Consider the following 26470-nt stretch of genomic DNA (forward strand, 5'->3'; position numbering starts at 1 on the left):
ACCTATTTAAAAGAGAAAAGGCGATCAATTGATCGCCTTTTTGTTAGCTTCTATTCAGATTTATTTGTCGCGTGATTAGCTTTAATATGAGATTTTAGCGTCTGTTCAATTTCATAAATCCAATCCAATTCAAATTGGGTGAAACCAGCTTGGATACGGGCATCGGTGTTGATTGCCCCTTTGAAAATAACAATGCGATATTTACGCAATAAATCGCTGAAACATTGCATTGCGTCCAGCCCTCGCTTGGCAGAAAGGGCGTGATACCAATGATTGCCAATGGAAACGTGGCCGATTTCATCACGTAAAATAATATCGAGAATTTTCACCGCATCAAAATCTTTGCGCTGTGCGATTTTTTCTTGCATTACCGGTGTGGCGTCCAAGCCCCTTGCTTCTAAAACTCGTGGCACTAACGCCATTCGTTCCCAAATATCATGTGCGGTGGCTTGTGCCATTTCCCATAATCCAGCGTGCGCTTCAAAATCGCCATATTCATAGCCTAAGGTTTTTAAGTGATTGTTTACTAAAGTAAAATGGGTGCTTTCTTCATAAGCAACACGCAACCAATCTCGCGCAAAGGCTAACCCTTCGCCTAATTCTTTTTCTGCTTCACGGGAAAATCGCCAAGCTGCATCTAAGCCTAAATTGATCGCGTTAAATTCAATATGCGCAATGGCGTGCAAAGTAGCAGCATAGCCTTCTTGTGTGGCAAAAGAACGTTTTGGCACGGCGTGCGGTGCAACCAATCTCGGTTTATCAGGAAAGGCGGCGATTTCTTGGTCTTTTGTTACTGCTGGGAAATCTGCCAATTCAGCTTGCTCAATGCGAGGCAAAAGCTCGGTATATAAGGCATTTACTTGCTCACATTTTTTTGCGGGATCTTTTTCTTGCAAGGCGTGTGTAACCTGCTCCCAAAGTTGTGTCATTAAAAGTGCGGTCATTTTTTTCCTTATTTTTCGCTAAATCGAATTAAACCTTCTTGCTGTGTGGAGGCAATTAAACGCCCTTGACGATCGAAAATTTGTCCGCGTGATAAGCCCCTTGCGCCAAAGGCGTTAGAGCTTTCAATGGCGTAGAGTAGCCAATCGTTAAGATCCCCAGCACGATGAAACCAAATAGAATGGTCGATGGTGGCTAATTTCATTCCCGCTTCTAAGAAGCCTTTTTGATGTGGGTGAAGGGCAGTGAGTAGCGGATGAAAATCAGAAAAATACGCCAACAAATATTGCTGAATGGCGCGATCTTGCGGCACTTCACCATTGGTTTTCACCCAAACATATTGCTCAGGCGGCAAGGCTTTCCCTTGAAAAGGGTTATTGATGTATTTAGTGCGAATATCAAAAGGGCGCTCAGCAGTAAATTTATCGCGAATTGGCTCTGGGATATATTGTGCCAATTTTTGCAATGCCACACTTTCAGCCATAAAGCTGTCTGGCTCACCGACATTTGGCATTACAGCTTGGTGATCAAAGCCTTCTTCTTCCATTTGAAATGACGCAGTAATGTGGCAAATGGCTTGATTATGCTGAATGGCTTTCACGCGCATTGCGGTGAAATGATGCCCCTCACGCAACACTTCTACATCATAAATAATCGGGTGCTGACTATCACCGGGGGCAAGAAAATAGGCGTGGCAAGAATGCAACACGCGATCTTGCGGCACAACTTGAATTGCCGCAGAAAGCGCTTGTGCCACCACTTGCCCACCAAACACTTGGCGCAAACCTAAATCTTGGCTTTGCCCACGAAAGAGAAAATCATCAAGCTGTTCTAGCTTAAGTAAATCAATAAGCTGGTTGAGTACCACAGACATTTTATCTACCTTTTAATAAAAATAAGTGCGGTGTATTTTACGGGAATTTTTTCTAAAACTAACCTTATTTTTGATCGTTTTGTCAGATTAATTGATGTTTTTTTAATAGCCTTATGATATATTTTACCCGTTTTGTTTCCATATTTTTAGAGTAAAGACAAATTCGTATCTAATCTAATTCGCTTAGGAAAAGAGTTATGAAAAAGTTAGAATTAAAAAAGATTCATTTTCTAGTGTTATCTTTATTGGCAGGGAATGCGTGGGCTGATGCTGGTCAGTTGCAAGGCGTGATTAGCAGAGCTTTTCAGAAAGATCCAAAGGTGTTGGTGGCGCAAGCTAACCAAAAAATTGCGCAGACTAAAGTCAAACAAGCAGAAGCAGGGCATTTGCCTAAATTATCAGTTTTTGCGCAGCAAAATATTCACCAAAATCACCGCTATACTGAAAATAAAACATCAAAATTTACCCCAGGCGCGCAGGTGTCTTTAAATATTTATTCTTTTGGTGCTGTGGAAAAACGTATTCGGCAAACAGAAAAAGCTGAGCAAACTACGCGCTATAAAATTGATGAAACCTATGAATCTTTGGGTTACACCATCACAGAATTATATTTAATGGCGTTAAAAGCATCTGAGACCTTAAAAGTATTGCAAAATACCGTAAGACGCATTGATTCTACATTAAATGAAATTGATATTATTGCGGATAATGATGAAGGACGTAGATCGGAATTTGTACAAGCTCAAGCAAGAAAATATGCCATTGAGCAACAAATTAATAACACTGAGCGCGAATTAAAAACAATGATTGACAAATTAAAGCGCTATTCTGGTCAAGAACTTGATATAAAACGATTATCTAATCCTTTTGATGGATTAACCAAAGATAAATTAGTGGCAAGATATTCTGCGGATAAAAGTGAACATCCGACAATGAAGGTATCGAGTTCGGAAATTGAAGATGCAGATGCAGAATTAGCCGCTAAAAAAGCCGAGCGTTTACCGAAAGTTGATTTGATTGGACAGGCTACCCGAGATGACAAAGTGGCTTATTTGAATGTGGCTTGGGACGTATATAATCCAGAAAGTGCTCACGCAGTGGAAGAACGTGCAGAGCGTATCGTTTTGGCAGAAAGCAATTTAGAGCAAACAAGTCTTGATATTGAAGAACGTAAATCTTTAGCGTTATTGAATTTATCAGAATATCAAACGCATATTAGAACCTTAAACAAGCAAATTAATACGCAAGAAGAAGTAATTGAATTTTACAAATTACAATTCTTGATTGCGAAAAGAACATTACTTGAATTGTTAAATGCTGAAAATGAATTGTTATCAGCGCAATTAAGTAGAGTAAATTCAGAATATCAATTACGCCATTCTGTTTTAGACTACCTAGCTTCTCAAGGCGCATTGAGAAAATGGGCTAATGGAAAATAAATAAATGAAAAATATCATTGAACATCTAGCATTGGCGACCCAGCTATTAGGGTCGCCTTTATCTGTTGCAACACTCAGCGCACATACGATCCGTAAAAATGGTAATAGTGCTGATTTTTCAGGGCTTTGTGAATATTTAAGAAGTGAAGGCTTCGATAATAATATTTCTGAGCGCACATTAAATGAGATTCCTTCTTTAGCAATGCCTGTCATCATTTTGTTAAAAAATGAAGAGGCAGCGGTTTTAGTTGAAATTAAAGAAGATAAAGATGGGAAAAAACACTATCGTTTAGCTCAAGAAAGCGGTTTGTTTGTTGATTTATCGGAAGAAGAACTCGCACCAAAATATTTAGGTTATTGTTGGTTTATTAAGCCAAAACTCGCACAGGATACGCGTTCAGAATTACCTGAATATGAGCTACCGAAATCTTGGTTTTTCCGCATTATTTGGCGATTCAAAAAATATTATTATCAAGTGATTGTTGCCACCTTTATGGTGAATATTTTGGCATTGATCAGCTCGCTTTATGTAATGAATGTTTATGATCGCGTTATTCCAAACCAAGCGTATGAAACTCTTTGGGTGTTAAGTATTGGTGTATTCTTAGCCATCTTTTTTGAGTTTTTGGCGAAAACATTACGTGGTCATTTAACGGATATCGCAGGGAAAAAAGCCGATCTGATTATTAGTTCGATGTTATTTAGACGAGTGATGTCGCTGAAAATGCAAGATCGTCCAGTTTCATCTGGTTCTTATGCGAATAACTTGCGTGATTTTGAATCTGTGCGTGAGTTTTTAACCAGTGCAAGTTTGCTCACATTGGTTGATTTACCTTTCTTATTACTATTTATTACTGTTATTGGTTTGGTTGCAGGAAAACTGGCCATTGTTCCAAGTATCTTAATTCCACTTGTTATTTTGATTGGTGTACTGGCGCAATTCCCATTGTCAAAAGCAATTAATGAATCAATGCGTGAATCTTCACAGCGTCAAGGTTTAGCAGTAGAAGCCATTGAAGGGATTGAAACATTAAAAAATAACAACGCAATGTTATGGGCGCAAAAACGCTGGGATTTCTTTACCGCGAAAAGTTCTTATTCTTCCATTAAGGTGAAAGATATTAGTAACTTTGTAGTAAATCTGGTCACTGCATTACAGCAATTAAATACCGTATTTTTGGTGTTGTATGGTACTTATCTGATTCACGCTGAAGAAGTTTCTTCACGCATTACAATGGGGGCATTAATTGCTGCGGTAATTTTATCGGGCCGCGCTTTAGCACCATTGGGACAAATCGCAGGATTGGCCATTCGTTTCCAACAAGCTTGGGTTGCCTTGAAAGGGGTTGATGCAATTATTCAACGTCCAATTGAAAAATCCTCAGACAGAGATTATGTCAGCTTGAAACAAGTGAAAGGGGCATTAAACTTTACCAATGTTGCATTCAAATATAATGATGAAGATGAGCCTGTGTTGAAAAACTTTAATCTACGCATTCAGCCAGGGGAAAAAGTAGCTATCTTAGGTAAAATTGGTAGCGGAAAATCCACCGCACTTAAGTTGGCGGTAAATCAATATCGTCCAACGGAAGGGAGTATCACCTTAGATAACATCAATTTACAACAGCTTGATCCTTACTATTTACGTAATCAAGTGTTGTTGTTAGAGCAAAATCCGCGTTTATTCTTAGGCACATTGCGTGAAAATTTAGATATTGCTCGTACGGATAGCTATCCTTCCGATCAGACTTTATTGGTCGCTTTACAACGCTTAGGTTTAATGAACTTTATCCGTAGCCATCCTAAAGGATTAGATATGCCTTTAGGTGAAAATGGGCAGGGCTTATCGGGTGGGCAACGTCAAGCTATTGCATTAGCCCGAATGATGCTTAAAGATCCAAAAGTCGTATTGTTAGATGAACCAACAAATAGCTTTGATCAGCAATATGAAATACAAGCACTTAACGCGATTGGTCAGTGGGCAGCAAAACGTACATTAGTTGTGGTTACACACCGTCTTTCTGCTTTGCGTTTAGTTGAACGTGTTGTCGTGGTTGATGGTGGTAAAATTATTATGGACGGGCCAAGAGATGCTGTATTGCAAAAATTAAGCGAACAAAACAACCCACAACAACAAAATCCTCAACCAGCAACGCAAACTGGGAGCAATGAGAACAAATGAGAAATAAACAAGAAAACGCGGTAAATAGTAAAGATCTTCATTTACTGACTGATTTACACGCAGCGATGCAAGAAGAAAAGCACCAAAAAACCTTTGCTATTTTATGGTTGCTAGGCGCTTTTTTGCTGGTTTTTTTGATTTGGGCTTATTTCAGTAAATTAGAAGAAGTAACCCGAGGTCAAGGAAGCATTATTCCAAGTAGCCGTGAACAAATTATTCAAAGTTTAGATCCAGGTATTTTGAGTGAAATGCTTGTAAAAGAAGGGCAACAAGTTGAAAAAGGCCAAGTGCTATTAAAACTTGATGATACTCGAAGCTCAGCGATTCTTCGTGAAACGCAAGCAAAAGTAGATAACCTTGAAGCGGTTGCGATTCGTTTAAAAGCCGAAGTATCAGGAACAACTCCTGTTTTCCCAGAAACGCTTCCTGCTGATATTGTGAAACGTGAAACAGGTGTTTACCAAGCTAAAAAACAAGCGCTTGCGGAAGCCTTAAAAAGTTTGCGTGAAAGTAAAAGATTGCTAGATTCTGAAATTAGAATTACCGAACCAATGGTGCGCAAAGGTGCAATTTCTCAAGTTGAATTACTTAGAATGCAGCGTTCATCAGCAGATCTTAAATTACAAATTTCAGAGAGAGAGCATAAATATATTAATGATGCCAATGCCGAGTTAGCTAGAGTACAAGGTGAGCTAGATCAGGCTAGAGAGAATTTAGCAATGCGCGCTGACCCTGTGGAACGTTCACTTATCCGCGCACCACTTAAAGGGATTATCAAAAATATTAAAGTGAATACCATTGGTGGTGTTATCACCGCAGGGCAAGATATTATGGAAATCGTGCCTATCGAAGAAAAGTTGCTGGTTGAAGCTTATATTAATCCGAAAGATGTTGCTTATGTGCATCCAGGAATGAGCGCCGTGGTGCGATTAACCGCCTATGATTACGCAATTTATGGTGGCTTAGAAGGTATTGTAACCTTGCTTAGTCCAGGTACATTGCAAGATAAGCGCGCTGGTGATGAATTAAAACTCAATCCAAACGCATCATATTATCGTGTGTTAGTTGAAACAGACGGAAGTAACTTAACCGATAAAACGGGTAACCAATTGCCTGTATTACCGGGAATGGTCGCCACAGTGGATATTAAAACAGGTGAGAAAACCGTCTTTGAATATCTAACTAAACCACTGACAAGAATGAAACAAGCGTTACAAGAACGCTAAATAAAAAGTAAAATAGGCAGTTCAATCACAAAGAACTGCCTATTTTTTATAAGGGAAATTTGAGAGTCAAATAATTTTAGGGGCTGTAGTAGATTAGCAACAATGCTATACTACAAAAATGAAGATAACATATTGTAAATTAAAGAAATCCATACAGAAAAAACTGCTTGAGTTTTTTGTTGCAGAAGTTACTGCAAGAACAGCAGCAAATTTGCTAGATATTCAACCGAATACAGCCGCTTTGTTCTACCATAAAATCAGGCTTGTGATTGGCTATCATTTATCCCTTGAAGTTAACGAGATTTTTGAGGGGGAAATTGAACTAGACGAAAGCTATTTTGGTGGTCATCGAAAGGGAAAACGAGGACGAGGAGCGGCTGGAAAAGTTGCTGTTTTTGGGTTACTAAAACGACAAGGAAAGGTATTTACTGTTGTGGTTGAAAACACCAAGAGTGAAACATTACTCCCTGTTATTAAAAGAAAAATCAAGCCTGATAGCTGGGTTTATACGGACACTTATCGCAGTTATGATGCGCTTGATGTGAGTGAATTTCACCACGAACGAATCAATCATTCCGAGCTATTTGCGGTGAAACAAAATCATATTAATGGCATTGAAAATTTTTGGAATCAGGCGAAGCGGATACTGCGAAAATATAATGGAATTAACCGAAAAAACTTTCCTTTATTCTTGAAGGAATGTGAATTTCGGTTTAACTTTGGGACACCAAAAGAGCAGTTAAAAATATTGCGAAAATGGTGTGAAATTTAGGGCTAATCTACTACAGCCCCTAATTTTATTATTTATCTTTAACCTAATATCAATTGGTTCTATTTTCTTTTTAAAAATGAACTCATCTGATGAAGATTTTAATGAATTATCTGAATATTATGCTGAGGCAAGTGAGAATAATTATTGGAAAAGGTGCAATGAGATATACAGAAATACGCTCTATATAATATACTTACCTTAATCAAGGCGAAAAACCTTAAATATACTAACTAAAATTGGATCATAAAATATATCTATGAAAAAAACTTATATTATAATCCCAATATTATTTATTTCTTCCTGTACAACTACGCCTACGGAAACTCCGCAAAATACACAGCATTGGGCCGTATTGCAGAACCAAGAAACAAACCTTTATAACATAGATAATAAATTATTTCGTAGTGAGCAACTCACCTCAGAAAACTATGATTTAATTCAAAAACACAATATAAAAACCATTGTCAATTTACGTTTTTTTGATCGTAATGAAGATAAGAATGCTTTTCAGCATACCAATTTAAAACTTATCAATACCCCATTACTATCTTGGGCAATAACGCCTAAAGAAGTCGCTAATGTACTATGGGAAATTGAACAAGCACAAAATCAAGGTGCGGTATTAGTGCATTGTTATCATGGCGCAGATCGTACAGGCCTAATCTCTGCAATGTATCGAATCATATATCAAAATTGGGAGCCTAACGAAGCAAAACGAGAAATGATTGAAGGGCCGTATGGCTTCCACTCAATTTGGAAAAACATTGAAGGATTTTTTACCCCAGATAATATTAATCAAGTTAGAGAAAATCTAATTCAATTAAGAATGAATAAAAACTAGAATAATCCTTTAACCAAAATCGCCCCTTAATAAGTTGCCTCTTAGTTCAACTTTTGGGGGCAGAGCCCTTTTAGGAAAATTTCAGCAAAACACTAGAAAATTATTGCCTTATTTTTCAGCATTTAACTGTATTTGAGTGTGAAAGATTTGCAATTCCGTGGGGCTTGGGGCATAATGCGGGCGTTCTGTTGCTAGATTTGGTGGCAGATGTTATGGAAACCTTCTCGGTTCCTCGCAACGAGGTCTGGTTTACCCGGTCAGGTTCGGAAGAAAGCAGCCAAAGTCAGATTTTTCGTGTGCCGAGATCAAGCTGGGAAGGTTTCCGCCCAGCTTTTCTTTTCTCAACTTTTTCCCTTAAATCAATCTTTCACTTTTTCAACTCAACTAAATTCTTTCCACTAATTGTTTGAAAAAGCCGTTTTCTTTTACCATTAAGGTTTGATAATTGCCTTGTTCGATCAATTTGCCATCATCAATAATGCAAAGGTTATCAAATTGTTCAATCGCGGTAAGGCGGTGCGTTACCATAATTAAGGTTTTGTTTTGGCAATGGGCGAGAATTAAACGCAGAATTTGGCGTTCTGTTTCACGATCTAAACCTTCGGTAGGTTCATCAAGGAGTAAAATGGGCGCTTGATTGAGCAATACGCGCGCTAAACCTAAACGGCGCTGTTCACCACCTGAAAGCGGGCGGCCGCCATCGCCAAGCCATTGAGCTAAGCCTTGTTCTTGCTCTAGCAATTTGCCTAAGCCCACTTGGTTTAGCACGTCAATCATTGCCTCATCAGAAATAGGTTGCTGATTTGCCAGCTGTAAATTATTACGCAAGGTATCGCTAAAAATATGCACGCGCTGGGTTAAAAAGCACATTTGGTTACGTAAACTTTTTTCGCTGTAACTTTCAATCGGTTGATTGACAAGGAAAATTTTCCCTTGAGAAGGATCATAGTTGCGAACTAAAAGCTGTAACAGGGTGGATTTGCCACTGCCAGTTTTGCCTAGAATGGCAACTTTTTGTCCTTGTGGAATTTCAAGGTTGATGTTCTGTAGTGCAACATCTTGGCGTTCAGGATAAGTGAAACTCACTTGCTGAATGGAAAGATCAAGAGCGGTGTTTTTTTCGATAGTTTTTTGTCCGTTAAATTGCACGAGTGGCATTTGTTCAGTGATTTCGGTAACCCGCTCAGCAGAAGCAATCACTTGCCCAATATGCAAAAATGCTGAACCCAAAGGCATTAAAATCTCAAAGGCAGCGAGTGCGGCAAGGGCAAATAGGGCGATAATCGCAGGGCTGTATCGATCGTTGCCGAAATCCGCATTGGCGGCAAACCACAAAGTGAGCGCGAGCAAAATGCCATTGGCAAAAAGTACAAGTGCGGTGGAAAATCCGCTTAAATTGGCTTCTTTTTGTTGAAAGTGTTGCCATTGTTGTTCTGTTTCGTTCAGTTTTTGTTTGAGCGGTTTTTCGGCATTAAACAGCAATAATTCTGCTTGAGATTGGATATATTCCACAAATCGCGTGCGGTAAGCCGCGCGCGATTGGGTGAGTTTATGCCCGAACTTTTGCCCTAAATGATAAAAAATTGTTGGCACAAGCAAGACAAGTGCGGTCAACATTGCACCAAAAAAGAGCGCCAGCGGAAGATTAAAAAAGCTCAAACCTAGGGTGAGAAAGCCAATTACCAACAGAGCGGTGATAAAGGGTGCGAGCAAGCGAAGATAAAGGCTATCGAGCGTATCCACATCGGCCACTAAGCGATTTAATAAATCACTGTTACGATAGCGATTTAGCACGGCGGGGCTTAGGGGAATGATCTTTTGGAACACTTGCACACGCAATTTAGCAAGGATTCTAAAGGTGGCATCGTGAGTAACGATTTTTTCAAAATAACGGGCTACGGTGCGTCCAATCGCCAAGCCGCGCACCGTGGCTGAGGGATAGAAAAAATTAAATAACGTGCCAATGCCAGCCAAGGCGGTAGCGGCCAAGAACCAGCCTGAAACCGTTAATAAACCAATGCTGGCGGCAAGCCCTGTGATCATCAGGATTAAGCCTAAAAATAACACGAATTTGGCGTGCTTAAATAAACGTAAAAATGGTAAAAGTGTACGCATTAATTAATATCCTGTTTACGTTGTGCAAGAAGTTCTGCGAAAAATCCGTTATTTTGTAATTGGGCAAAATTGCCTTGTTGAACGATTTGTCCTTGTTGCATCACAAAAATGCAATCGCATTGTTTCAGATCTTCAATGCGGTGCGTGATCATCAAGGTGGTTTGTTCGCGGCTAATTTTTTGCAAGGCGGAAAGCACCAGATTTTCAGACTGTGCATCAAGGCTGGCGGTAGGTTCATCAAGTAACAATAAATGACGATGACGCAATAAGGCGCGGGCAATGGCTAAACGCTGTGCTTGCCCCACGGAAAGCCCTATGCCCCCTTCTTTGATTTCGGCATCTAGCCCTAATTTATCCGTAAATACGGTAGCCTGCGCTTGTGCTAAGGCGTGCTGAATTTGTTCATCGCTGGCTTGGATACCGCCTAAGAGTAGGTTTTCACGAATCGTGCCTTGTAATAGCAAGGGATTTTGCCCCACCCAAGCAATCGCACTGCGCCATTGGGTTTTATTAATTTGATTGAGTTCAATACCATTAATTTTCAGGCTGCCTTGATAGTCTAAAAAGCCGAGTAGGGTATTGATTAATGAGGTTTTCCCTGCACCACTTTGCCCGACTAAGGCCGTATGACTTTTAGCCGGCAGATGAAAATTAAGAGATTGGGTGAGCGGTTTGCCTTGTGGCGAGAGTACCACCAGATCTTGCGCGTGGATTTCAACCGTTTCATTTAACGTGAAATCTTGGCTTGCTTTCGCTTCATTTAAAATTGGCTGTTCTAAAAATTCAACAATAGCATCAGCCGCGCCAATGGCTGCTGCGCGGTCGTGATAATAAGTGCCAAGATCACGCAGAGGCTGATAAAACTCTGGGGCTAGAATTAAGCAGAAAAAGCCAATAAATAAGGTGATTGGCGTGCCATAAGCGCCGAAATCAAGCTCGCCCAAATAACTAAAACCAAAATAGACGGCCATTAGCGCAATGGAAATCGAGGTGAAAAATTCCAACACCGCAGAAGACAAAAACGCCATTTTCAGCACGTCCATTGTGGTTTCGCGGAAATCTTCCGTGGCTTGTTCAATATGCGCGGTTTGTTCTTCCGTTTTATTGAATAAACGTAAGGTTTCTAGCCCGCGCAGGCGATCTAAAAATTGACCACTTAATTTTGCCAAGGTTTGCATATTTTTTTGGCTGCTGTCGGCGGCGGCGATCCCAACCAAAATCATAAAAATTGGTACGAGGGGCGCGGTAACGAGCAAAATGAGTCCCGCCGCCCAATTTAGCGGAAAGACGGCAATTAAAATAATAAACGGAACGATCACCGAAAGGGCTTGTTGGGGTAAATAGCGTGCGTAGAAATTATGTAGATTTTCTACCTGTTCTAACATTATGCTTGCCCAACTGCCAGCGGGTTTTTGGTTAATCATTGCTGGGCCAACTTGATGTAATTTGGTAAAAATTTGTTGGCGGATAAAATGTCGTAATTTTTGACCGCACTTGAAACCAAGGCGTTCGCGCCAATACAAAATAATCGCACGCAAGCCAAAGCCGATTACTAAGGCGATAAAATAACCGATTAAATTTTCCCTTGCGGTTTGTGCCATAATGAGCTGATGTAATAGGGTGGCGAGCAAGTAGGTTTGTGCAACTAAGATCAGAGATGAAAGGCTAGCCAATAAAATATTTAGGCTAAGTAACTTTTTTATGGGTTTTTGTTGGGCGCGTAGCCATTTTTGTAGGTGTCGTTGGCGAGCTTTATCCATAATTCTGCGTAAAAGGGTTAAGTAAGGTAATAAGGAAAAAAGAAAAGCGGTGCATTACGGCAATAATGCACCGCTTAGGTTTATTCTTGGCTATCTAAGAAGCGTTCTGCATCTAAGGCTGCCATACAACCTGTGCCAGCAGAGGTAATGGCTTGGCGATAGTTGTGATCCATTACATCACCTGCGGCAAAGACGCCCTCTACTGATGTGGCGGTGGCGTTGCCCTCTAAACCTGATTTCACCACGATGTAGCCATTATTGAGTTCAAGCTGACCCGCGAAAATCTCTGTATTTGGCGCGTGGCCGATTGCCACGAACATTCCATCTAATTTGAGTTCTTCCGTTTCACCTGTTTGGGTGTTTTTTAAACGAATGCCTGTTACGCCCATATTGTCGCCTAACACTTCATCTAAAGTGCGGTGGGTATGTAGGATAATTTTTCCTTCTTCCACTTTTTTGTATAGACGATCCACTAAGATTTTTTCTGCGCGGAAGCTATCACGGCGATGCACTAAATGCACTTCAGAAGCAATATTGGCTAGGTAAAGGGCTTCTTCCACTGCGGTGTTTCCACCGCCAATCACCGCAACAGGTTTATTGCGATAGAAAAAGCCATCACAAGTAGCGCAAGCAGAAACGCCACGGCCTTTGAAAGCTTCTTCAGATGGCAATCCGATGTAGCGTGCAGATGCACCTGTGGCAATAATTAACGCATCGCAGCTAAAACTTTGTACATCACCATAAAGTTTGAATGGACGAGAAGAAAGATCTACACGGTTAATGTGATCGAAAATAATCTCTGTATCGAATTTCTCCGCGTGTTGCAACATTCTTTGCATTAACTCAGGGCCTGTGGTATCAGCAAAATCCCCCGGCCAGTTTTCGATTTCTGTGGTGGTAGTGAGCTGTCCGCCTTGTTGTAAACCTGTCACTAATACAGGGCTTAAATTAGCACGCGCCGCATAAATAGCCGCGGTGTAACCCGCAGGGCCTGAACCTAAAATTAACAGTTTGCAATGTTTCATTTCTGACATAAAAATTCCTAGTTTATAAATCGTAAAAAATCTTCGCTATTATAGAGCCTTACGCCGTTAAATTCATTAATAGAGTAGTGAATAAAGCAATCGGCGGTATTTATTGGTAATCGGATCGTTATTGCCAATAGCAGCCAGAATAGATAAAAACTCTTGTTTCACTTCACCATTCAGCACGCCTAAATCTTGCTTTAATAAGCCGAATAATAATTCCAAGGCTTCTTCATTGCGGTGCGCTTGATGTAGCTGTAACGCCAGTTTTAAGGCCACTTCAGGGCTTGGATTATTAGCGTATTCGGCTTGTAATTGCTGAATTTCTGGCGTGTCTGCGGCTTTAATTAATAATTCAATTTGCGCTTGCAATCCTTGCCAACGGCTATCGCGATCTTGCAATGGAATGCGGTTTAAAATTTCCTGCGCTGGTTCAACGCGTTTCATTGCAATATAGGTTTCTGCATAAAGCAGGGCAATATCGCTGTTTTTGTGATCGGAAAGCTCCCACGCGTCTTTTAGCAGTGGCAAGGCTTGCTCATAGTTTTCATTCGCTAGAAAATCTAATGCTTGGGTAAATTTAATCTCTTCTTCTTTTGGCAAGATCAGGCTTAAATGTTGTTCAAGGGTGGCGTCATCTAATGCCCCTTGGAATGCATCAAGGGCTTGCCCATCTTTAAATAAATAGGTGGTTGGCAAGGCTTGAATACGAAACTGCGTCGCGACCATTTGTTCGGTTTCACAGTTAATTTTGCCTAATAAAAATTGCCCTTGGTATTTTTCCGCATAGCGTTCTAGCACGCTCAAAAACGCATTAGATTCCCCGTGGCTTGGCGCATAAAACACAAGCGCAACAGGTTTTTGTTGGGTTTGTTGCAAGATCTCGGTGAGATTTTGTTCGGTAACATCAATAAGATAAGCTGACATTTTCACTCCACGTTTCACGCTAATTTGAGTTACAAAAATTGCCATCGATTGTAACAAAAGTGCGGTGGTTTTTGTAAAACTTTTCTTGTTTAATTGATCTTAATAATAAGTAGCAAGTGGGTTAGTGCTGTTAGAATTTGAAAAGCCAGAGAGCAAGCTTTGCGCATTAAACGCACAATAAATGTAAAAGCAAAGTAAAGGTGAACAAAAATTGTGCGTAAGATCACATAAATTGCAACAATATATTTACAGTATTTTTACTCTTGTTAAACTTGCGTGCGGATTTTTCCATCATTAATTTATGAGGTTCTCTTATGTTATGGTTTCTTTCCTGTGTAGCCTTGCTTTTGCTTGGTTACTTCTTTTATGGTTCCGTTGTGGAACGGGTTTTTAAAATTAATCCAAATCGTGCAACGCCAGCTAACACAATGGCAGATGGGGTGGATTATGTACCAATGTCAAAAAGAAAAATTTGGCTTATCCAATTATTAAATATTGCAGGAACAGGCCCGATTTTCGGCCCAATCCTTGGGGCGTTATATGGCCCAGTTGCAATGTTGTGGATTGTGTTTGGTTGCATTTTCGCCGGAGCGGTACACGATTATTTCTGTGGAATGTTGAGTGTGCGCAATGGCGGTCAATCTGTGCCTAACCTTGCGGGTAAATATTTAGGTGCGCCAGTGAAGCACTTTATGAATGCCCTTGCTCTTGTGTTATTGATTCTTGTTGGGGTGGTGTTCGTTATTTCACCTGCGAGCTTATTAACTAACTTAACCGTAGATAATTTAGGTGATGCGTTCAATTTAGAAAGCAAAAGCACTTTGGTTGTTTGGACTGCTATTATCTTTGCTTACTACATTGTGGCAACCTTAGTACCAGTAGATAAAATTATTGGTCGCATTTATCCAATCTTTGGTGCGCTATTGCTATTTATGTCGTTCGGTATGTTATTTGCTTTATTATTTGAAGATAAAGCCTTATTCCACACCGTAGGTGAAATGAGCTTCTCGAAATTCTTCGAAAATATGAATCCAAAAGGTTTACCAATTTGGCCATTAATTTTCGTGACCATCGCTTGTGGTGCGGTTTCAGGTTTCCACGCAACACAATCGCCACTGATGGCACGTTGTATGAAAAATGAAACAGAAGGACGTTTTATTTTCTATGGCGCAATGATTGGTGAAGGGGTAATTGCCTTAATTTGGTGTATGGTAGGTTTAACTTTCTACGATAGCCCAGCATTAATGAACGAGGCGATCACAGCAGGCACACCGTCAAAAGTGGTGTATGATTCTGCAACCCATATGCTTGGCTATTTCGGTGGTATTCTGGCTGTGCTTGGTGTGGTGATCTTACCAATTACTTCTGGGGATACATCATTCCGTGCAGCACGTTTGATCATCGCAGAGTTTTTCAAAATTGACCAACGTAACTTAATCAAACGTTTAATTATTGCTATTCCACTATTCGTGTTAGGTTTCATTATTTCTAAACTTGATTTCCAAGTGATTTGGCGTTACTTCGGTTGGGCGAACCAAACGACTGCAATGGTAATGTTATGGACTGCTGCCGCGTATTTATATCGCTATCATAAATTCCACTGGATCTGCACGATTCCAGCAATCTTTATGACAATGGTATCTGCGACTTTCCTTGCTTACGCAAAAATCGGTTTAGGCTTAAGCTACGATGTGTCTGTTTGGGTAGGTACAGGTTTAACTGTAGTGGCAGTGATTTGCTTCTTCACCTTGCTAAAACCAATTGCCAACGGTGATCCAGATTCTGAAACAGTGAAAAGCTAAGAAAATTAGCTGAAACTTATCCGCACTTTGTCTTAACGATAAAGTGCGGTTTTTTTATGCCTATTTTTTGGATTTTAGACATAAAAAAACCGCCACACTAAATCTAGGTGGCGGAGAGGTCTTAAATAAGAAACTATTTAAAAAAGACAACTGCAATTTGCAGTGCACTAGCATTTACTAAGACTAGCGTTAGAACAGATAGTTCAAAAATATTTTAGATTTTTTGTAAGAAAAATTAAATCGATATAAATCAACGGTATTAGCACAATTCTATTTGATTTAAACGCAAGGATTGATTATAATCCGCCGTCTCAAAGATTCTTTGAGCTTGATTTTGTGAAATCGCTGGGTCGCCTGCGATTTTTTCGATTAACTTTTTATTAAAGAGAATACAATTATGTCATTCAAATTTAACGCTGAAGTGCGTACAGCGCAAGGTAAGGGTGCGAGCCGCCGCCTGCGTCATAATGGTCAAATTCCTGCAATCGTTTATGGTGGGAATGAAGCACCAGTTTCAATCATCTTAAACCACGATGAAGTAAACAACGCTCAAGTACACGATTCTTTCTATTCAGACGTGATCACTTTAGTGATTGATGGTAAAGAAGTGGCTGTGAAAGTACAAGCAATGCAACGCCACCCATTCAAACCAAAATTAGTTCACATTGACTTTAAAAGAGCATAATCTTTTAATTTAAACGAATCTGAACGCAAAGGCTCTTTGTTATGCAAAGAGCCTTTTGTCATCTATTATCTAGGCAAAATTATTTTTCAAGATAACGTCTAAGACTATCCATTTGTTTTTCTGCTTCATTTATCCCTAATTCATACATCGCCTGAATTTTTCGCGGATCTTTTTCAATACGTTTGATATGCAGATCTTGCGGTGGACGAATGACGAAAATTTTTCCTTCCTGTTCTAGCTTAATAATTTTCTCGATTTGTTGATTATAGTCTTCCGCTCGTTGAATAAGCTTTTCGGCAAGACGTGGATATTTTCGGTAGAACCAATTAATCAGCCATTTTGCTGACGGTTTTTTGCGATAATCTAAAGTGCGGGTCAAAATTACGATAATTTTTTCGTAACCTAAGTTTTGACAAAAATCCAATGGAATACTGTCGGCAATTCCGCCATCTAAATATTTGTTACCATTAATTTCAACATATTGCGAAACAAAAGGCATTGCGGAAGTGGCGCGTAAGGTTTCCATTTGTGCAAAAGGATCGGTGATTTTTACATATTCTGCTTGCCCCGTTTCAATATTGGTGAGCGTGGCGTAGAAATCGGTATTGGCTTGTTTGAACGCTTCGTTATCAAAGGGATCAAGGGTGAACGGCACTTGATAAAAAGCGAAATCCTTATTCACAATATTGCCTGTGGTAAATAGGCTCGTAAAGCCAAGATAGCGCTTATCATTCAAGTATTTTAGGTTATAACGAATAACACGCCCCGCTTGTTTAGAAGGATAATTCACACCAAATAACGCGCCAGCCGATACGCTTACAATGCCGTCAATATGCACATTTTCTTTAAGAAATACATCAAGCACGCCAGCGGTGAACATTCCGCGCATTGCGCCACCTTCTAACACTAATCCAACTTTCATCATCACACCTTTTGAAATTCAAAGGCTAGATGATAACACTTGGTTAGGGTTCATCAAGCAATAAATTTACTTTATAATGCCAGCCCATTAGATGAAATTAGGATAGAAAAATGAAAATTGCCCTAGGTATTGAATATAACGGCAAGAATTATTTTGGCTGGCAACGGCAGGAGAGTGTTGCCAGCGTGCAAGAGCGCTTGGAAAAAGCCATTTCTTTTGTGGCGAATGAATACTGTCAAATTTTCTGTGCGGGGCGGACGGATTCTGGCGTACACGCAACAGGGCAGGTGGTGCATTTTGAAACTAATGCCATTCGCGCAGAAAGTGCGTGGAGTTTTGGGGTGAACGCCAATTTGCCCGATGATATTGCAGTATCTTGGGCAAAGCAGGTTGATGAGGATTTTCACGCGCGTTTTAGCGCTACGGCTCGCCGTTACCGCTATGTAATTTATAACAATAAATTGCGTTCGGCGATTTTGCCAGAAGGGGTTACCCATTATCATCAGCCGTTGGATCACACATTAATGCACCAAGCAGGGCAGGCGTTGTTGGGGGAAAATGATTTTTCTTCTTTCCGTGCGGCACAATGTCAGTCCAATACACCGTGGCGAAATGTGCATCATTTGAACGTGATTAGACAAGGAAAATACATTATTGTGGATATTCAAGCCAATGCCTTTGTGCATCATATGGTGCGAAATATTGTAGGCAGCTTAATGGAAGTGGGGGCAGGGCGTCAGCCTGTGGAGTGGATAAGCTGGCTGCTTGCGCAAAAAGATCGTAAGTTGGCCGCGCCCACTGCCAAACCAGAAGGGCTTTATTTAGTGCAAGTGCATTATCCTGAACAATTTGCCATTCCGCAAAATGCGCTTGGGCCACTTTATTTGTCCGATCAGTTATAGCGTTTAAAAGCTAGAATCTTAGTGCAAATTATGGTGTAATAAGCAGAATTTTTTATGAATAAGAAAGGGTTAAAATGAGCTGGATTGATCGAATTTTTAGTAAGAATACGGCATCAAACACACGCAAGGCCAACGTGCCAGAAGGCGTTTGGACAAAATGTACCTCTTGCGGACAAGTATTATATCGTGATGAATTAACGCGTAATTTAGAAGTTTGTCCAAAATGCGGACACCATATGCGTATTGATGCGCGCACCCGTTTATTGGCTTTATTAGATAAAGAAAGTGCGGTAGAAATTGCTGCAGATCTTGAGCCAAAAGACATCTTAAAATTCAAAGACTTAAAAAAATATAAAGATCGTTTAACCGCAGCACAAAAAGAAACGGGCGAAAAAGATGCGTTAATCGCAATGGCAGGTACGTTATATGGTATGCCTGTGGTTGCTGCGGCGTCTAACTTTAGTTTTATGGGCGGTTCAATGGGCGCTGTAGTCGGGGCTAAATTTGTTAAAGCAGCGGAAAAAGCCATTGAAGACAATTGTCCTTTTGTCTGTTTTTCAGCCAGTGGTGGTGCGCGTATGCAAGAAGCATTGATTTCGTTAATGCAAATGGCAAAAACCAGTGCAGTCTTGGCAAGAATGCGTGAAAAAGGCGTACCCTTTATTTCTGTGCTAACGGATCCAACCCTTGGTGGGGTTTCGGCAAGTTTTGCTATGCTTGGCGATATTAATATTGCTGAACCTAAAGCCTTAATTGGCTTTGCTGGCCCACGCGTGATTGAGCAAACCGTACGCGAAAAACTGCCAGAAGGTTTCCAACGTAGTGAGTTCTTATTAGAAAAAGGGGCGATTGATATGATCGTAAAACGTGGTGATATGCGTGAAACCCTTGCGAGCTTGTTAAGTAAACTTTCTAATAAGCCTTCTCCTTTTGTGCAAGCTGAATTAGTAGAAAATCTCCCTGAGAATGAGTAATTTTAAATCTTCTTTAACAGCCACTTCGCCTTTGTCGCAGTGGCTTTCTTATTTGGAACAAAACCATTTTAAAGCCATCGATTTAGGTCTTGAGCGCATTAAATCGGTGGCAGAACAGCTTGATTTGCTCAAGCCCGCGCCTTTTGTGATTACCGTTGGTGGGACAAATGGCAAAGGCACAACCTGTCGTTTGTTGGAACAGATCTTGCTCAATGCGGGGTATCGCGTGGGCGTGTATTCTTCCCCCCATTTAATTCGCTATAACGAACGTGTTTGCATTCAAAATCAAGAATTGCCCGATGAGCAACATAGTGCCTCTTTTGCCTTTATTGAGCAAAATAAAACCCAATCTTTGACCTATTTTGAATACAGCACTTTATCGGCGTTGTATTTGTTTAAACAGGCTAAGCTTGATGTGGTGATTTTGGAAGTGGGGCTAGGCGGACGCTTAGATGCCACCAATATTGTGGATAGCGATATTACGGTGATTACCAGCATTGATATTGATCACACGGATTTTCTTGGTGATACCCGTGAGCAAATTGCCTTTGAGAAAGCAGGGATTTTTCGAGCGAATAAACCAGCCATTATTGGTGAGCCTGATGTGCCGAATACAATGCTGGAACACGCGCAAAAGCTGCATTGTCAGCTTAGTCGCCGTGGAGTAGAGTGGACATTCAGCCAAACCGCTCAAAGCTGGCAATGGCAAAGCGAACACAGTCAGAATGGCAAAAATGAAAGCAAAAAAGTGCGGTTGGAAAATCTGCCTTTTCCACATATTCCGCTAGCGAATGCTGCCACCGCTTTAGCGGTGTTGCCTTATTTGCCGTTTAACATTACAGAACAACATATTCGTGAAGCGTTGCAAAATGTCCAGCTTACAGGACGTTTCCAACTGCTGGATAGCGCACAGCAACAGCGTTTAAGTGAACTGTTACATTGTAACGAAAAAGCCTTACCGAAAGTGATTATTGATGTAGGGCATAATCCACACGCCGCAAAATATTTGGCAGAAAAACTCACCGCACTTAAACAACCGACACAACGTATTCTGGCAGTTTGTGGTATTTTAAAAGATAAAGATACCCAAGGCGTGCTTTCTCCACTGCTTGATGTGATTGATGAATGGCATTGTATTAGTTTGTCTGGCTATCGTGGACAACGTGGCGAAGAATTGTTAGCCGAACTTCAAGCGCTGGCGTTATCACAAAACAAAATGCTGGAAGCAAGCTCATCTTCTTCAATGGAGCAAGCGCTACAAAGTGCGGTGCAAAATTCGCAAGAAAATGATGTGCTACTAGTTTTTGGTTCGTTTTATACCGTAGGGCAGTTGTTGGAATTGCTAGATAAAGCTTAGAGATAAGTTTAGAATTAGAAAAAAGGCATTAAATTTCAGTTTAATGCCGTTTGTTTTAGATTTATTTCAGAAAAAATTAATCTTTATTTTGGCTTGGTTTAATGGCTAATAAATTACAATTTAATTTGCTAATAACATGTTCAGCAGTATTTCCTAAAAATGCTGCTGAGAGTCCTGTTCTTCCTACTGTTCCTAGTACAACGGTCTCTGCCCCTAATTGTTCTGCAACTTTTGGAATGACTTCTTCAGGGAATCCTTCCAAAACGTGGGTATGATCCTCATCAATGCCAAATTTTTGGCGTAAGGCTTTCATATTAATTAGGTATTGTCCACGAATGCTATTGCCATAATCCGTATTACTAAATTCTGGCAGATCTAATGCCATATTAATAGGTGGGGGAGGATAGGCGCTGACTAAATGTACATTACCTCTTTCTAACACGTCGGCTAAGTCAATGCCTAGACTTACCAATTCATCGTTAAAGGATTGATGATATTCTTCATTATCAGAAACATTAACTGCGATAAGAATGCGTCTTTGATGCTTCCAATCCCCATCTTTAACAATCATTATTGGGACGGGGCATTTACGTAATAGTTGCCAATCCATTGGCGTAAAAATGAGAGAAGTTAAACTTTCTTCTTGATTTTGTGTATATTTCACCACTAGATCGTAATGGTTTTTTTCTACTTCAGCACTAATGGCTTCCGCTTCATTATTATCCCAAACAACGATAGATTCAAATTCAATATTCGGGTCAGCATATTTCTCAAAATAAGGCTGAATCAGCTTTTGATGTTGTGAAATCACGCCTTGGTGCATATTTTCTCGTTCTTCCGCAGAGAGCAACGCGGACATATCGTAGGATAAATCATAAACCGACATAAAAGTGGTAATTTTTACTTTATTTTCACTTTTTTGCTCATTCACCAAACGCACCGCACGCGCCAGCGCATATTGTTTTTGATTATCTGGATTTAGCACCACAAGAATATTGTTGAACTTCATTATATGCCTCCATAGCAATAGTTAAACTGCTATAAGCATAGAGAATATTAAGCAAAATGACAAGGTAAACTGAAGGAAAAGAAAAAGGAATGGGGGAAAATTCCCCCAAAAAATAGACTATTCAACCATTTGAATACGGGTTTTCGTGGTTCCCGCAAGGGTAGATAATTCAGCCATATCATTGATGGTGATATATTTTCCTTGCACTGTTAGCATTCCTGTTTTTTGAAAGCGTCCTAATAAACGACTAATAGTTTCAACCGTTAAGCCCAAATAATTACCAATATCGCCACGGGTCATCGTTAAACGAAATTCTTTCGCTGAAAAACCACGAGCCGAATAGCGAGCTGATAAATTATGTAAAAAGGCGGCTAAACGTTCTTCTGCGTTCATTTTGGAAAGCAAAAGGATCATTTCTTGATCGCTTTTAATTTCACTGCTCATCAAACGCATAATTTGTTGACGTAATTTAGGCATTTTACCTGATAAATCATCTAAAATATCAAACGGAATTTCGCACACCATCGCAGTTTCTAACGCTTGCGCAAAGCTTGGGTGTTGCATATTGGTAATCGCATCAAAGCCCACTAAATCCCCAGGCAAATGGAAAGAGGTAATCTGCTCTTCACCTGATTCACTAATGGTATAGGATTTGATCGTTCCAGAACGAATAGCGTAGAGAGAATTTAATGGATCGCCCGCCTTAAACAGAATTTGCGATTTTTGGATCGGTTTTTTTCTCTCGATGATGTTATCAAGCTGGTCTAATTCTTGTTGATTTAAGGTAAAAGGAATACAAAGCTGGCTGATACTACAATCTTGACAATGGATTGTGCAACCAGTCGGCTGACCACGGCGTGTCGTTCTTGACTCAGTTGATAGCATTTTATTTCATCCTCAAATAATTAGGTAAAGCAGAAAAAAATCATATAAAATTGATCTAACGCAAGAAATGATACCATTAAATGGTAAAATTAAGAAGTTTTTAATCATCAAAGAATTGTAAGGAAGAAAAATGGCCACCGAAAAGCTGACCAAAAAACGTTTAATCCAAATTATTTTAATGCTCTGCGTACTACTTTCCGCATTTTTCTACCGCACTTGCCATTATGAAAAAATCCAAAGTGCGGTGGAAAATCAGCAAATTTCAGACAAAGAAAAAGCCAGCGAGTAGTTAGTTGTAAAATAATTGTTATTTTGGTTTATATTCCCTTTTTGATTGAAAAAATGATATAGTAAGCAAGTTTTTGCGTGGAGGAAAAATGAATTCATTATTTTTAGGTTTTCATCATATTGCAATTATTGCGTCAGATTATGCGAAATCTAAACATTTTTACACACAGATTTTGCAGGCAAAGGTTATTCAAGAAACCTATCGGGCGGAGCGAGAAAGTTATAAGTTGGATCTTGCCTTGCCCGATGGCAGTCAAATTGAGCTGTTTTCCTTTCCAAATCCGCCAGCCAGAGCAACAAGACCAGAGGCCTGTGGTTTACGTCATTTGGCGTTCAAAGTAAAAAATATTAATCAGGTTGTGGCCTATTTAGCCGATCATAATATTTATTGTGAGCCCATCAGAGTTGATGAGTTAACGGGTAAGCAATTTACCTTTTTTCAAGATCCTGATGGTTTGCCTTTAGAGCTTTATGAAATTGAATAAAATCTTTGGTATAAAAATGAAAAAGTTAAATGTAGCAACGGCGATCTTGATGAGCTTTTTTAGCCATATTGCTATGGCAGTTGAAGAGATGGCTGAGCCTTCAGGTTATGTAGAAGTTTTTCGTTTTTCTGAAAGTGATCCCGAAAGTAAAACCTATGTCAGCGGACAAGCAGAACAGCTAAACCCGAAAAAAATGAGTGATGCAGAAAAGCTGGCAAAAAGTATTGAATTTGAAGTGTATGAGGTGAGTGAAAATCGTGTGGCGCATACGGTATTTAAATCGGGAGCAGGAATTTGTCGCGGGTTTAAATCCCATTATGGTGTGGATATGACCGATTCCCGTACTTATTATATCGATCAAGCCAATAATGAATATTATGCAAGTATTGCTGGTGCGACCATTTATTCTAAAAACGCACCAAAAAATGTGCAATATGCACCAGTATTTAATATTCAAGATGAGAAAATTGCGCGTCAAGTGCAAGATGAAGAAAATAAATATGGTAAACAAATCGCCACTGAAAATATTGAAAAAAGTTCAGAAATGTTAAAGAGAACGATTTGTCGATAATCGTTCAGAAAATACCGCACTTTTTTATATCGGTTATAAAGTAAAGTGCGGTATTTTTTTATCAATTTTATGTGATTTAAGTAAAATTAAATCCCTAATCCCTGTCGAATAAGCTGTTCTTTCAACAAACTGAATTGATTGGTGGCGCTAAGGCCGATGCCGCGGGCGAGTTTTTTCAGTGGGTTGTTGCCAGCGAAGAGATCTTTTAAGCCTTGCATTGCGATGAGCATTTTTACCGCTTCGGCTTTGCGCGTGCGTTCGTAATAACGCAGGTTGCGGTATTCACCGATGTCTAAGCCCAGAGCAAAATGTTTTTCGATTTCTTGCGCGAGTAGTAGGGCATCTTGCAGTCCGAGATTTACTCCTTGTCCTGCCAGTGGATGAATGGTGTGGGCGGCATCGCCAATTAGGGCGATACGCGGTTGAGCGAAGTTGCGTGCATAGCGCGCGGTAAGCGGAATGGCTTGGCGTTCGCTTTGCACTTCACATAATCCTAGCTGATTATCAAAGGCGATACTCAGTTGTTTGTTGAATTCTGTTTGTTCACAGCAGCTCAACTGTTTGGCTTGTTCTGGCGGAATCGACCACACGATAGAACACAGATTTTCTTGATGTAATGGCAAGAACGCCAAAATGCTATCTGGAGCAAAAATTTGTCTGGCGCAGTGTTGATGTGGCTCCGCGGTTTTCACGTTGCACACTAAGGCATATTGCCCATAATCACGGAAAATCAATGGAATGTTGGCTTTTTGACGTAACCAAGAATTTGCGCCGTCTGCGCCCACAACCAGTTTCCCCGCTAACATTTGCCCGTCTGTTAAGGTGAGAATGGCGGTACTCTCGTTAATGCCCAAATGTTGCGCTGTTGCATTGAAAATTTCCACATTTTGTTGTGTTGCCACTCGTTGCCACAGGCTATGTTGAATGATCTGGTTTTCCACAATATGCCCAAGGTGCGGAATGCCTGAGCCTTTGGTGTCAAATTCAATTTTGGCAAAGCTGTCTTTTTCCCACACTAGCATTTTATCGTAGGCGGTGGCACGTTCAGCTTGAATGGTTTGCCACACGTTGAGTTCTTGCAATAAATGCTCGCTAGCAAGATTTAACGCGCTAACACGATAAGCAATATTCGCTAAAGAAAAACGCGGCGGATTAGGTTCGAGTAGGGCGATACGCATTGCGGTATTTTTTAATTTGGCAGCGAGCGCAAGCCCCACCATTCCACCACCGATAATAATTAGATCAAAATTTTTCACTATTCTAACCACCCTGATGCTGGTTTGATAAATTGCTGTTTGAGTAAATGAGATTGCGCCATTGCCATTAGCCCCAGATTTCGCCCAATTTGTAACGGTAATAATTCATTGGCAAAGAGAGAAACCAAGCCGTTGGTTAAGTTAATGAGCGTTTTTTGATCCCCTTGACGTGCTTTTTCATATTGGCTTAATAAAGAATAAGTGCCGAGATCTTGCCCTTGCATAAAGGCTTGGCTTAACAATTTAGCTAAGCAAATCACATCACGCATACCAAGATTAAAGCCTTGCCCTGCAATAGGGTGTAAGGTTTGTGCGGCATTACCGATTAACGCGGTGCGGTGATGAATATGCTGGCTGGCTTGATATAACGCCAAAGGATAAGCAAAACGCTTGCCGCATTGTTGCAACTTGCCAAGCCGCCAGCCGAATTGTTGTTGCAGATGAATGAGAAATTCTTCATCGGACAATGCTATTAGCTCATCGGGCGATTTCACGCACCATACCAATGACATTAAATTCTCTTGCATTGGCAGAAGCGCCAATGGGCCTTGGGCAGTGAAACGCTCAAAGGCTCGTCGCTGATGTAGTTGCTGCGTTTGAATATTGGTGATAATGGCGGTTTGCTGATAATCACGAAGTTTGTTGATCGCAATGTTGGCAGATTTCGCCACCAAAGATTGCGTGCCGTCTGCGCCGATAATCAGCTGACAAGATAAAGTGCGGTGATTTTTTAGCGAAATTTTCACCCGCACTTGATCAAATTGGATTTGCTCAATCTCCACTGGGGAAAAATAATCAATGTTGGCGTATTGCTTGATTGCAGTCAGCAAGATTTCTCCCACAGGCTGTAAGGCGACCACCGCGCCCAGTTGTTTTAGCTGAAATTCATCAGCGTGAAATTCGACTAAACCACTATGACCTTTATCAGAAACGTGAATATGCTCAATGGGGCAGGCTAGGGGCGAAATTTGTTGCCATAATGATTGTTGGTTGGGTAAATTGAGCTGTGCAAGCTGTTGGCAAGAACCCGCTGAAAGGGCAATGCAACGGGCATCAAAACCGCTTTGCTGATGTTGTTGTGGCGCTTGCTTTTCTAATACCGCAATGCGCATTTTACCTTGGGTTTGTGCGCTTAACGCTAAAGCAAGGGTGCAACCTGCCATTGCGCCGCCCAGGATAATCACATCATAATGCTCAATTTGTTCCATGTTTGCCCCGTTTTACTTCATTG

Annotated in this window: 24 protein-coding genes and 1 other RNA gene; 14 read left to right on the forward strand and 11 right to left on the reverse strand. The window is 40.4% G+C overall.

Features of this window, described 5'->3' with window-relative positions; genetic code table 11:
- Positions 1-50 precede the first annotated feature (50 nt).
- Both DYC50_RS06845 and tesB read right to left on the reverse strand, forming a co-directional pair.
- On the reverse strand, positions 51-944 hold the full coding sequence (locus DYC50_RS06845) for a ferritin-like domain-containing protein (RefSeq protein ID WP_115249549.1): 894 nt from the start codon (positions 942-944) through the stop codon (positions 51-53).
- Between the two features lie 8 nt (positions 945-952).
- Complete coding sequence (gene tesB, locus DYC50_RS06850; protein ID WP_115249550.1) at positions 953-1816, reverse strand: acyl-CoA thioesterase II; 864 nt, start codon at positions 1814-1816, stop codon at positions 953-955.
- Positions 1817-2013: 197 nt separating this feature from the next.
- On the opposite strand from tesB, the gene DYC50_RS06855 reads away from it, so the two are divergent.
- The 6 genes from DYC50_RS06855 (at position 2014) to ffs (ending at position 8596) form a co-directional block, all read left to right on the forward strand.
- Positions 2014-3255 (forward strand): TolC family protein, encoded by a 1242-nt coding sequence (locus DYC50_RS06855; protein ID WP_115249551.1) that lies wholly within the window; start codon positions 2014-2016, stop codon positions 3253-3255.
- Between the two features lie 4 nt (positions 3256-3259).
- Complete coding sequence (locus tag DYC50_RS06860) at positions 3260-5437, forward strand: type I secretion system permease/ATPase (protein ID WP_115249552.1); 2178 nt, start codon at positions 3260-3262, stop codon at positions 5435-5437.
- The gene (locus tag DYC50_RS06865; protein WP_115249553.1) at positions 5434-6663 is read left to right on the forward strand and encodes an HlyD family type I secretion periplasmic adaptor subunit; all 1230 of its coding nucleotides are present in this window, start codon (positions 5434-5436) and stop codon (positions 6661-6663) included. Before DYC50_RS06860 ends, DYC50_RS06865 begins: the two co-directional genes overlap by 4 nt.
- A 118-nt stretch (positions 6664-6781) precedes the next feature.
- Positions 6782-7435, forward strand: coding sequence for an IS1595 family transposase (locus DYC50_RS06870; protein ID WP_021724593.1), 654 nt, complete (start codon positions 6782-6784; stop codon positions 7433-7435).
- Between the two features lie 256 nt (positions 7436-7691).
- Positions 7692-8276 (forward strand): fused DSP-PTPase phosphatase/NAD kinase-like protein, encoded by a 585-nt coding sequence (locus DYC50_RS06875; protein WP_115249554.1) that lies wholly within the window; start codon positions 7692-7694, stop codon positions 8274-8276.
- Positions 8277-8497: 221 nt separating this feature from the next.
- Positions 8498-8596: signal recognition particle sRNA small type (gene ffs / locus DYC50_RS06880), an RNA gene on the forward strand.
- Between the two features lie 64 nt (positions 8597-8660).
- Here the strand turns inward: ffs and cydC are convergent.
- From cydC to DYC50_RS06900, 4 genes are all read right to left on the reverse strand, one after another.
- On the reverse strand, positions 8661-10391 hold the full coding sequence (gene cydC / locus DYC50_RS06885) for a heme ABC transporter ATP-binding protein/permease CydC (protein ID WP_115249555.1): 1731 nt from the start codon (positions 10389-10391) through the stop codon (positions 8661-8663).
- Entirely contained in the window at positions 10391-12151 is a 1761-nt protein-coding gene (gene cydD, locus DYC50_RS06890; RefSeq protein WP_115249556.1) for a heme ABC transporter permease/ATP-binding protein CydD, read from the reverse strand. The genes cydC and cydD overlap by 1 nt, the downstream gene beginning before the upstream one ends.
- 80 nt (positions 12152-12231) lie before the next feature.
- Positions 12232-13185: a thioredoxin-disulfide reductase gene (gene trxB, locus DYC50_RS06895; protein ID WP_115249557.1), complete on the reverse strand. Its 954-nt coding sequence runs from the start codon at positions 13183-13185 to the stop codon at positions 12232-12234.
- 66 nt (positions 13186-13251) lie between these two features.
- The gene (locus DYC50_RS06900; protein WP_115250176.1) at positions 13252-14103 is read right to left on the reverse strand and encodes a co-chaperone YbbN; all 852 of its coding nucleotides are present in this window, start codon (positions 14101-14103) and stop codon (positions 13252-13254) included.
- Between the two features lie 314 nt (positions 14104-14417).
- Between DYC50_RS06900 and DYC50_RS06905 the strand changes: the two genes are divergently transcribed.
- The gene (locus DYC50_RS06905) at positions 14418-15905 is read left to right on the forward strand and encodes a carbon starvation CstA family protein (RefSeq protein WP_115249558.1); all 1488 of its coding nucleotides are present in this window, start codon (positions 14418-14420) and stop codon (positions 15903-15905) included.
- A gap of 397 nt (positions 15906-16302) precedes the next feature.
- Positions 16303-16590, forward strand: coding sequence for a 50S ribosomal protein L25 (rplY, locus tag DYC50_RS06910; protein ID WP_115249559.1), 288 nt, complete (start codon positions 16303-16305; stop codon positions 16588-16590).
- Between the two features lie 79 nt (positions 16591-16669).
- Here the strand turns inward: rplY and DYC50_RS06915 are convergent, their stop codons facing one another.
- The gene (locus tag DYC50_RS06915; RefSeq protein WP_115249560.1) at positions 16670-17512 is read right to left on the reverse strand and encodes a patatin-like phospholipase family protein; all 843 of its coding nucleotides are present in this window, start codon (positions 17510-17512) and stop codon (positions 16670-16672) included.
- 110 nt (positions 17513-17622) lie between these two features.
- Between DYC50_RS06915 and truA the strand changes: the two genes are divergently transcribed.
- The 3 genes from truA to folC all read left to right on the forward strand — a co-directional run bounded on the left by truA (position 17623) and on the right by folC (position 20745).
- Positions 17623-18414 (forward strand): tRNA pseudouridine(38-40) synthase TruA, encoded by a 792-nt coding sequence (gene truA, locus DYC50_RS06920; protein WP_115249561.1) that lies wholly within the window; start codon positions 17623-17625, stop codon positions 18412-18414.
- 74 nt (positions 18415-18488) lie between these two features.
- Complete coding sequence (accD, locus tag DYC50_RS06925) at positions 18489-19388, forward strand: acetyl-CoA carboxylase, carboxyltransferase subunit beta (protein ID WP_103852883.1); 900 nt, start codon at positions 18489-18491, stop codon at positions 19386-19388.
- Positions 19381-20745, forward strand: coding sequence for a bifunctional tetrahydrofolate synthase/dihydrofolate synthase (gene folC / locus DYC50_RS06930; RefSeq protein ID WP_115249562.1), 1365 nt, complete (start codon positions 19381-19383; stop codon positions 20743-20745). The genes accD and folC overlap by 8 nt, the downstream gene beginning before the upstream one ends.
- A 76-nt stretch (positions 20746-20821) precedes the next feature.
- Here folC and uspE read toward each other — a convergent pair whose 3' ends face one another.
- On the reverse strand, positions 20822-21754 hold the full coding sequence (uspE, locus tag DYC50_RS06935; protein ID WP_115249563.1) for a universal stress protein UspE: 933 nt from the start codon (positions 21752-21754) through the stop codon (positions 20822-20824).
- A gap of 117 nt (positions 21755-21871) precedes the next feature.
- Positions 21872-22639, reverse strand: coding sequence for a fumarate/nitrate reduction transcriptional regulator Fnr (locus DYC50_RS06940; RefSeq protein ID WP_115249564.1), 768 nt, complete (start codon positions 22637-22639; stop codon positions 21872-21874).
- A 130-nt stretch (positions 22640-22769) separates the two neighbouring features.
- On the opposite strand from DYC50_RS06940, the gene DYC50_RS10655 reads away from it, so the two are divergent.
- The 3 genes from DYC50_RS10655 (at position 22770) to DYC50_RS06950 (ending at position 23983) form a co-directional block, all read left to right on the forward strand.
- Positions 22770-22928, forward strand: a complete 159-nt coding sequence (locus DYC50_RS10655) for a hypothetical protein (RefSeq protein WP_165779928.1) — start codon at positions 22770-22772, stop codon at positions 22926-22928.
- Positions 22929-23016: 88 nt separating this feature from the next.
- The gene (gene gloA2, locus DYC50_RS06945; RefSeq protein WP_115249565.1) at positions 23017-23412 is read left to right on the forward strand and encodes an SMU1112c/YaeR family gloxylase I-like metalloprotein; all 396 of its coding nucleotides are present in this window, start codon (positions 23017-23019) and stop codon (positions 23410-23412) included.
- Between the two features lie 16 nt (positions 23413-23428).
- Positions 23429-23983: a DUF8095 domain-containing protein gene (locus tag DYC50_RS06950; RefSeq protein WP_147284855.1), complete on the forward strand. Its 555-nt coding sequence runs from the start codon at positions 23429-23431 to the stop codon at positions 23981-23983.
- Between the two features lie 86 nt (positions 23984-24069).
- On the opposite strand, the gene DYC50_RS06955 is transcribed toward DYC50_RS06950, so the two are convergent.
- Positions 24070-25239, reverse strand: a complete 1170-nt coding sequence (locus DYC50_RS06955; protein ID WP_115249567.1) for an FAD-dependent monooxygenase — start codon at positions 25237-25239, stop codon at positions 24070-24072.
- Positions 25239-26447: a 2-octaprenyl-6-methoxyphenyl hydroxylase gene (gene ubiH, locus DYC50_RS06960; protein WP_115249568.1), complete on the reverse strand. Its 1209-nt coding sequence runs from the start codon at positions 26445-26447 to the stop codon at positions 25239-25241. Before ubiH ends, DYC50_RS06955 begins: the two co-directional genes overlap by 1 nt.
- Between the last annotated feature and the right edge of the window lie 23 nt (positions 26448-26470).

It is taken from the genome of Avibacterium avium (genome assembly GCF_900454535.1).
Lineage (GTDB): Bacteria > Pseudomonadota > Gammaproteobacteria > Enterobacterales > Pasteurellaceae > Avibacterium > Avibacterium avium.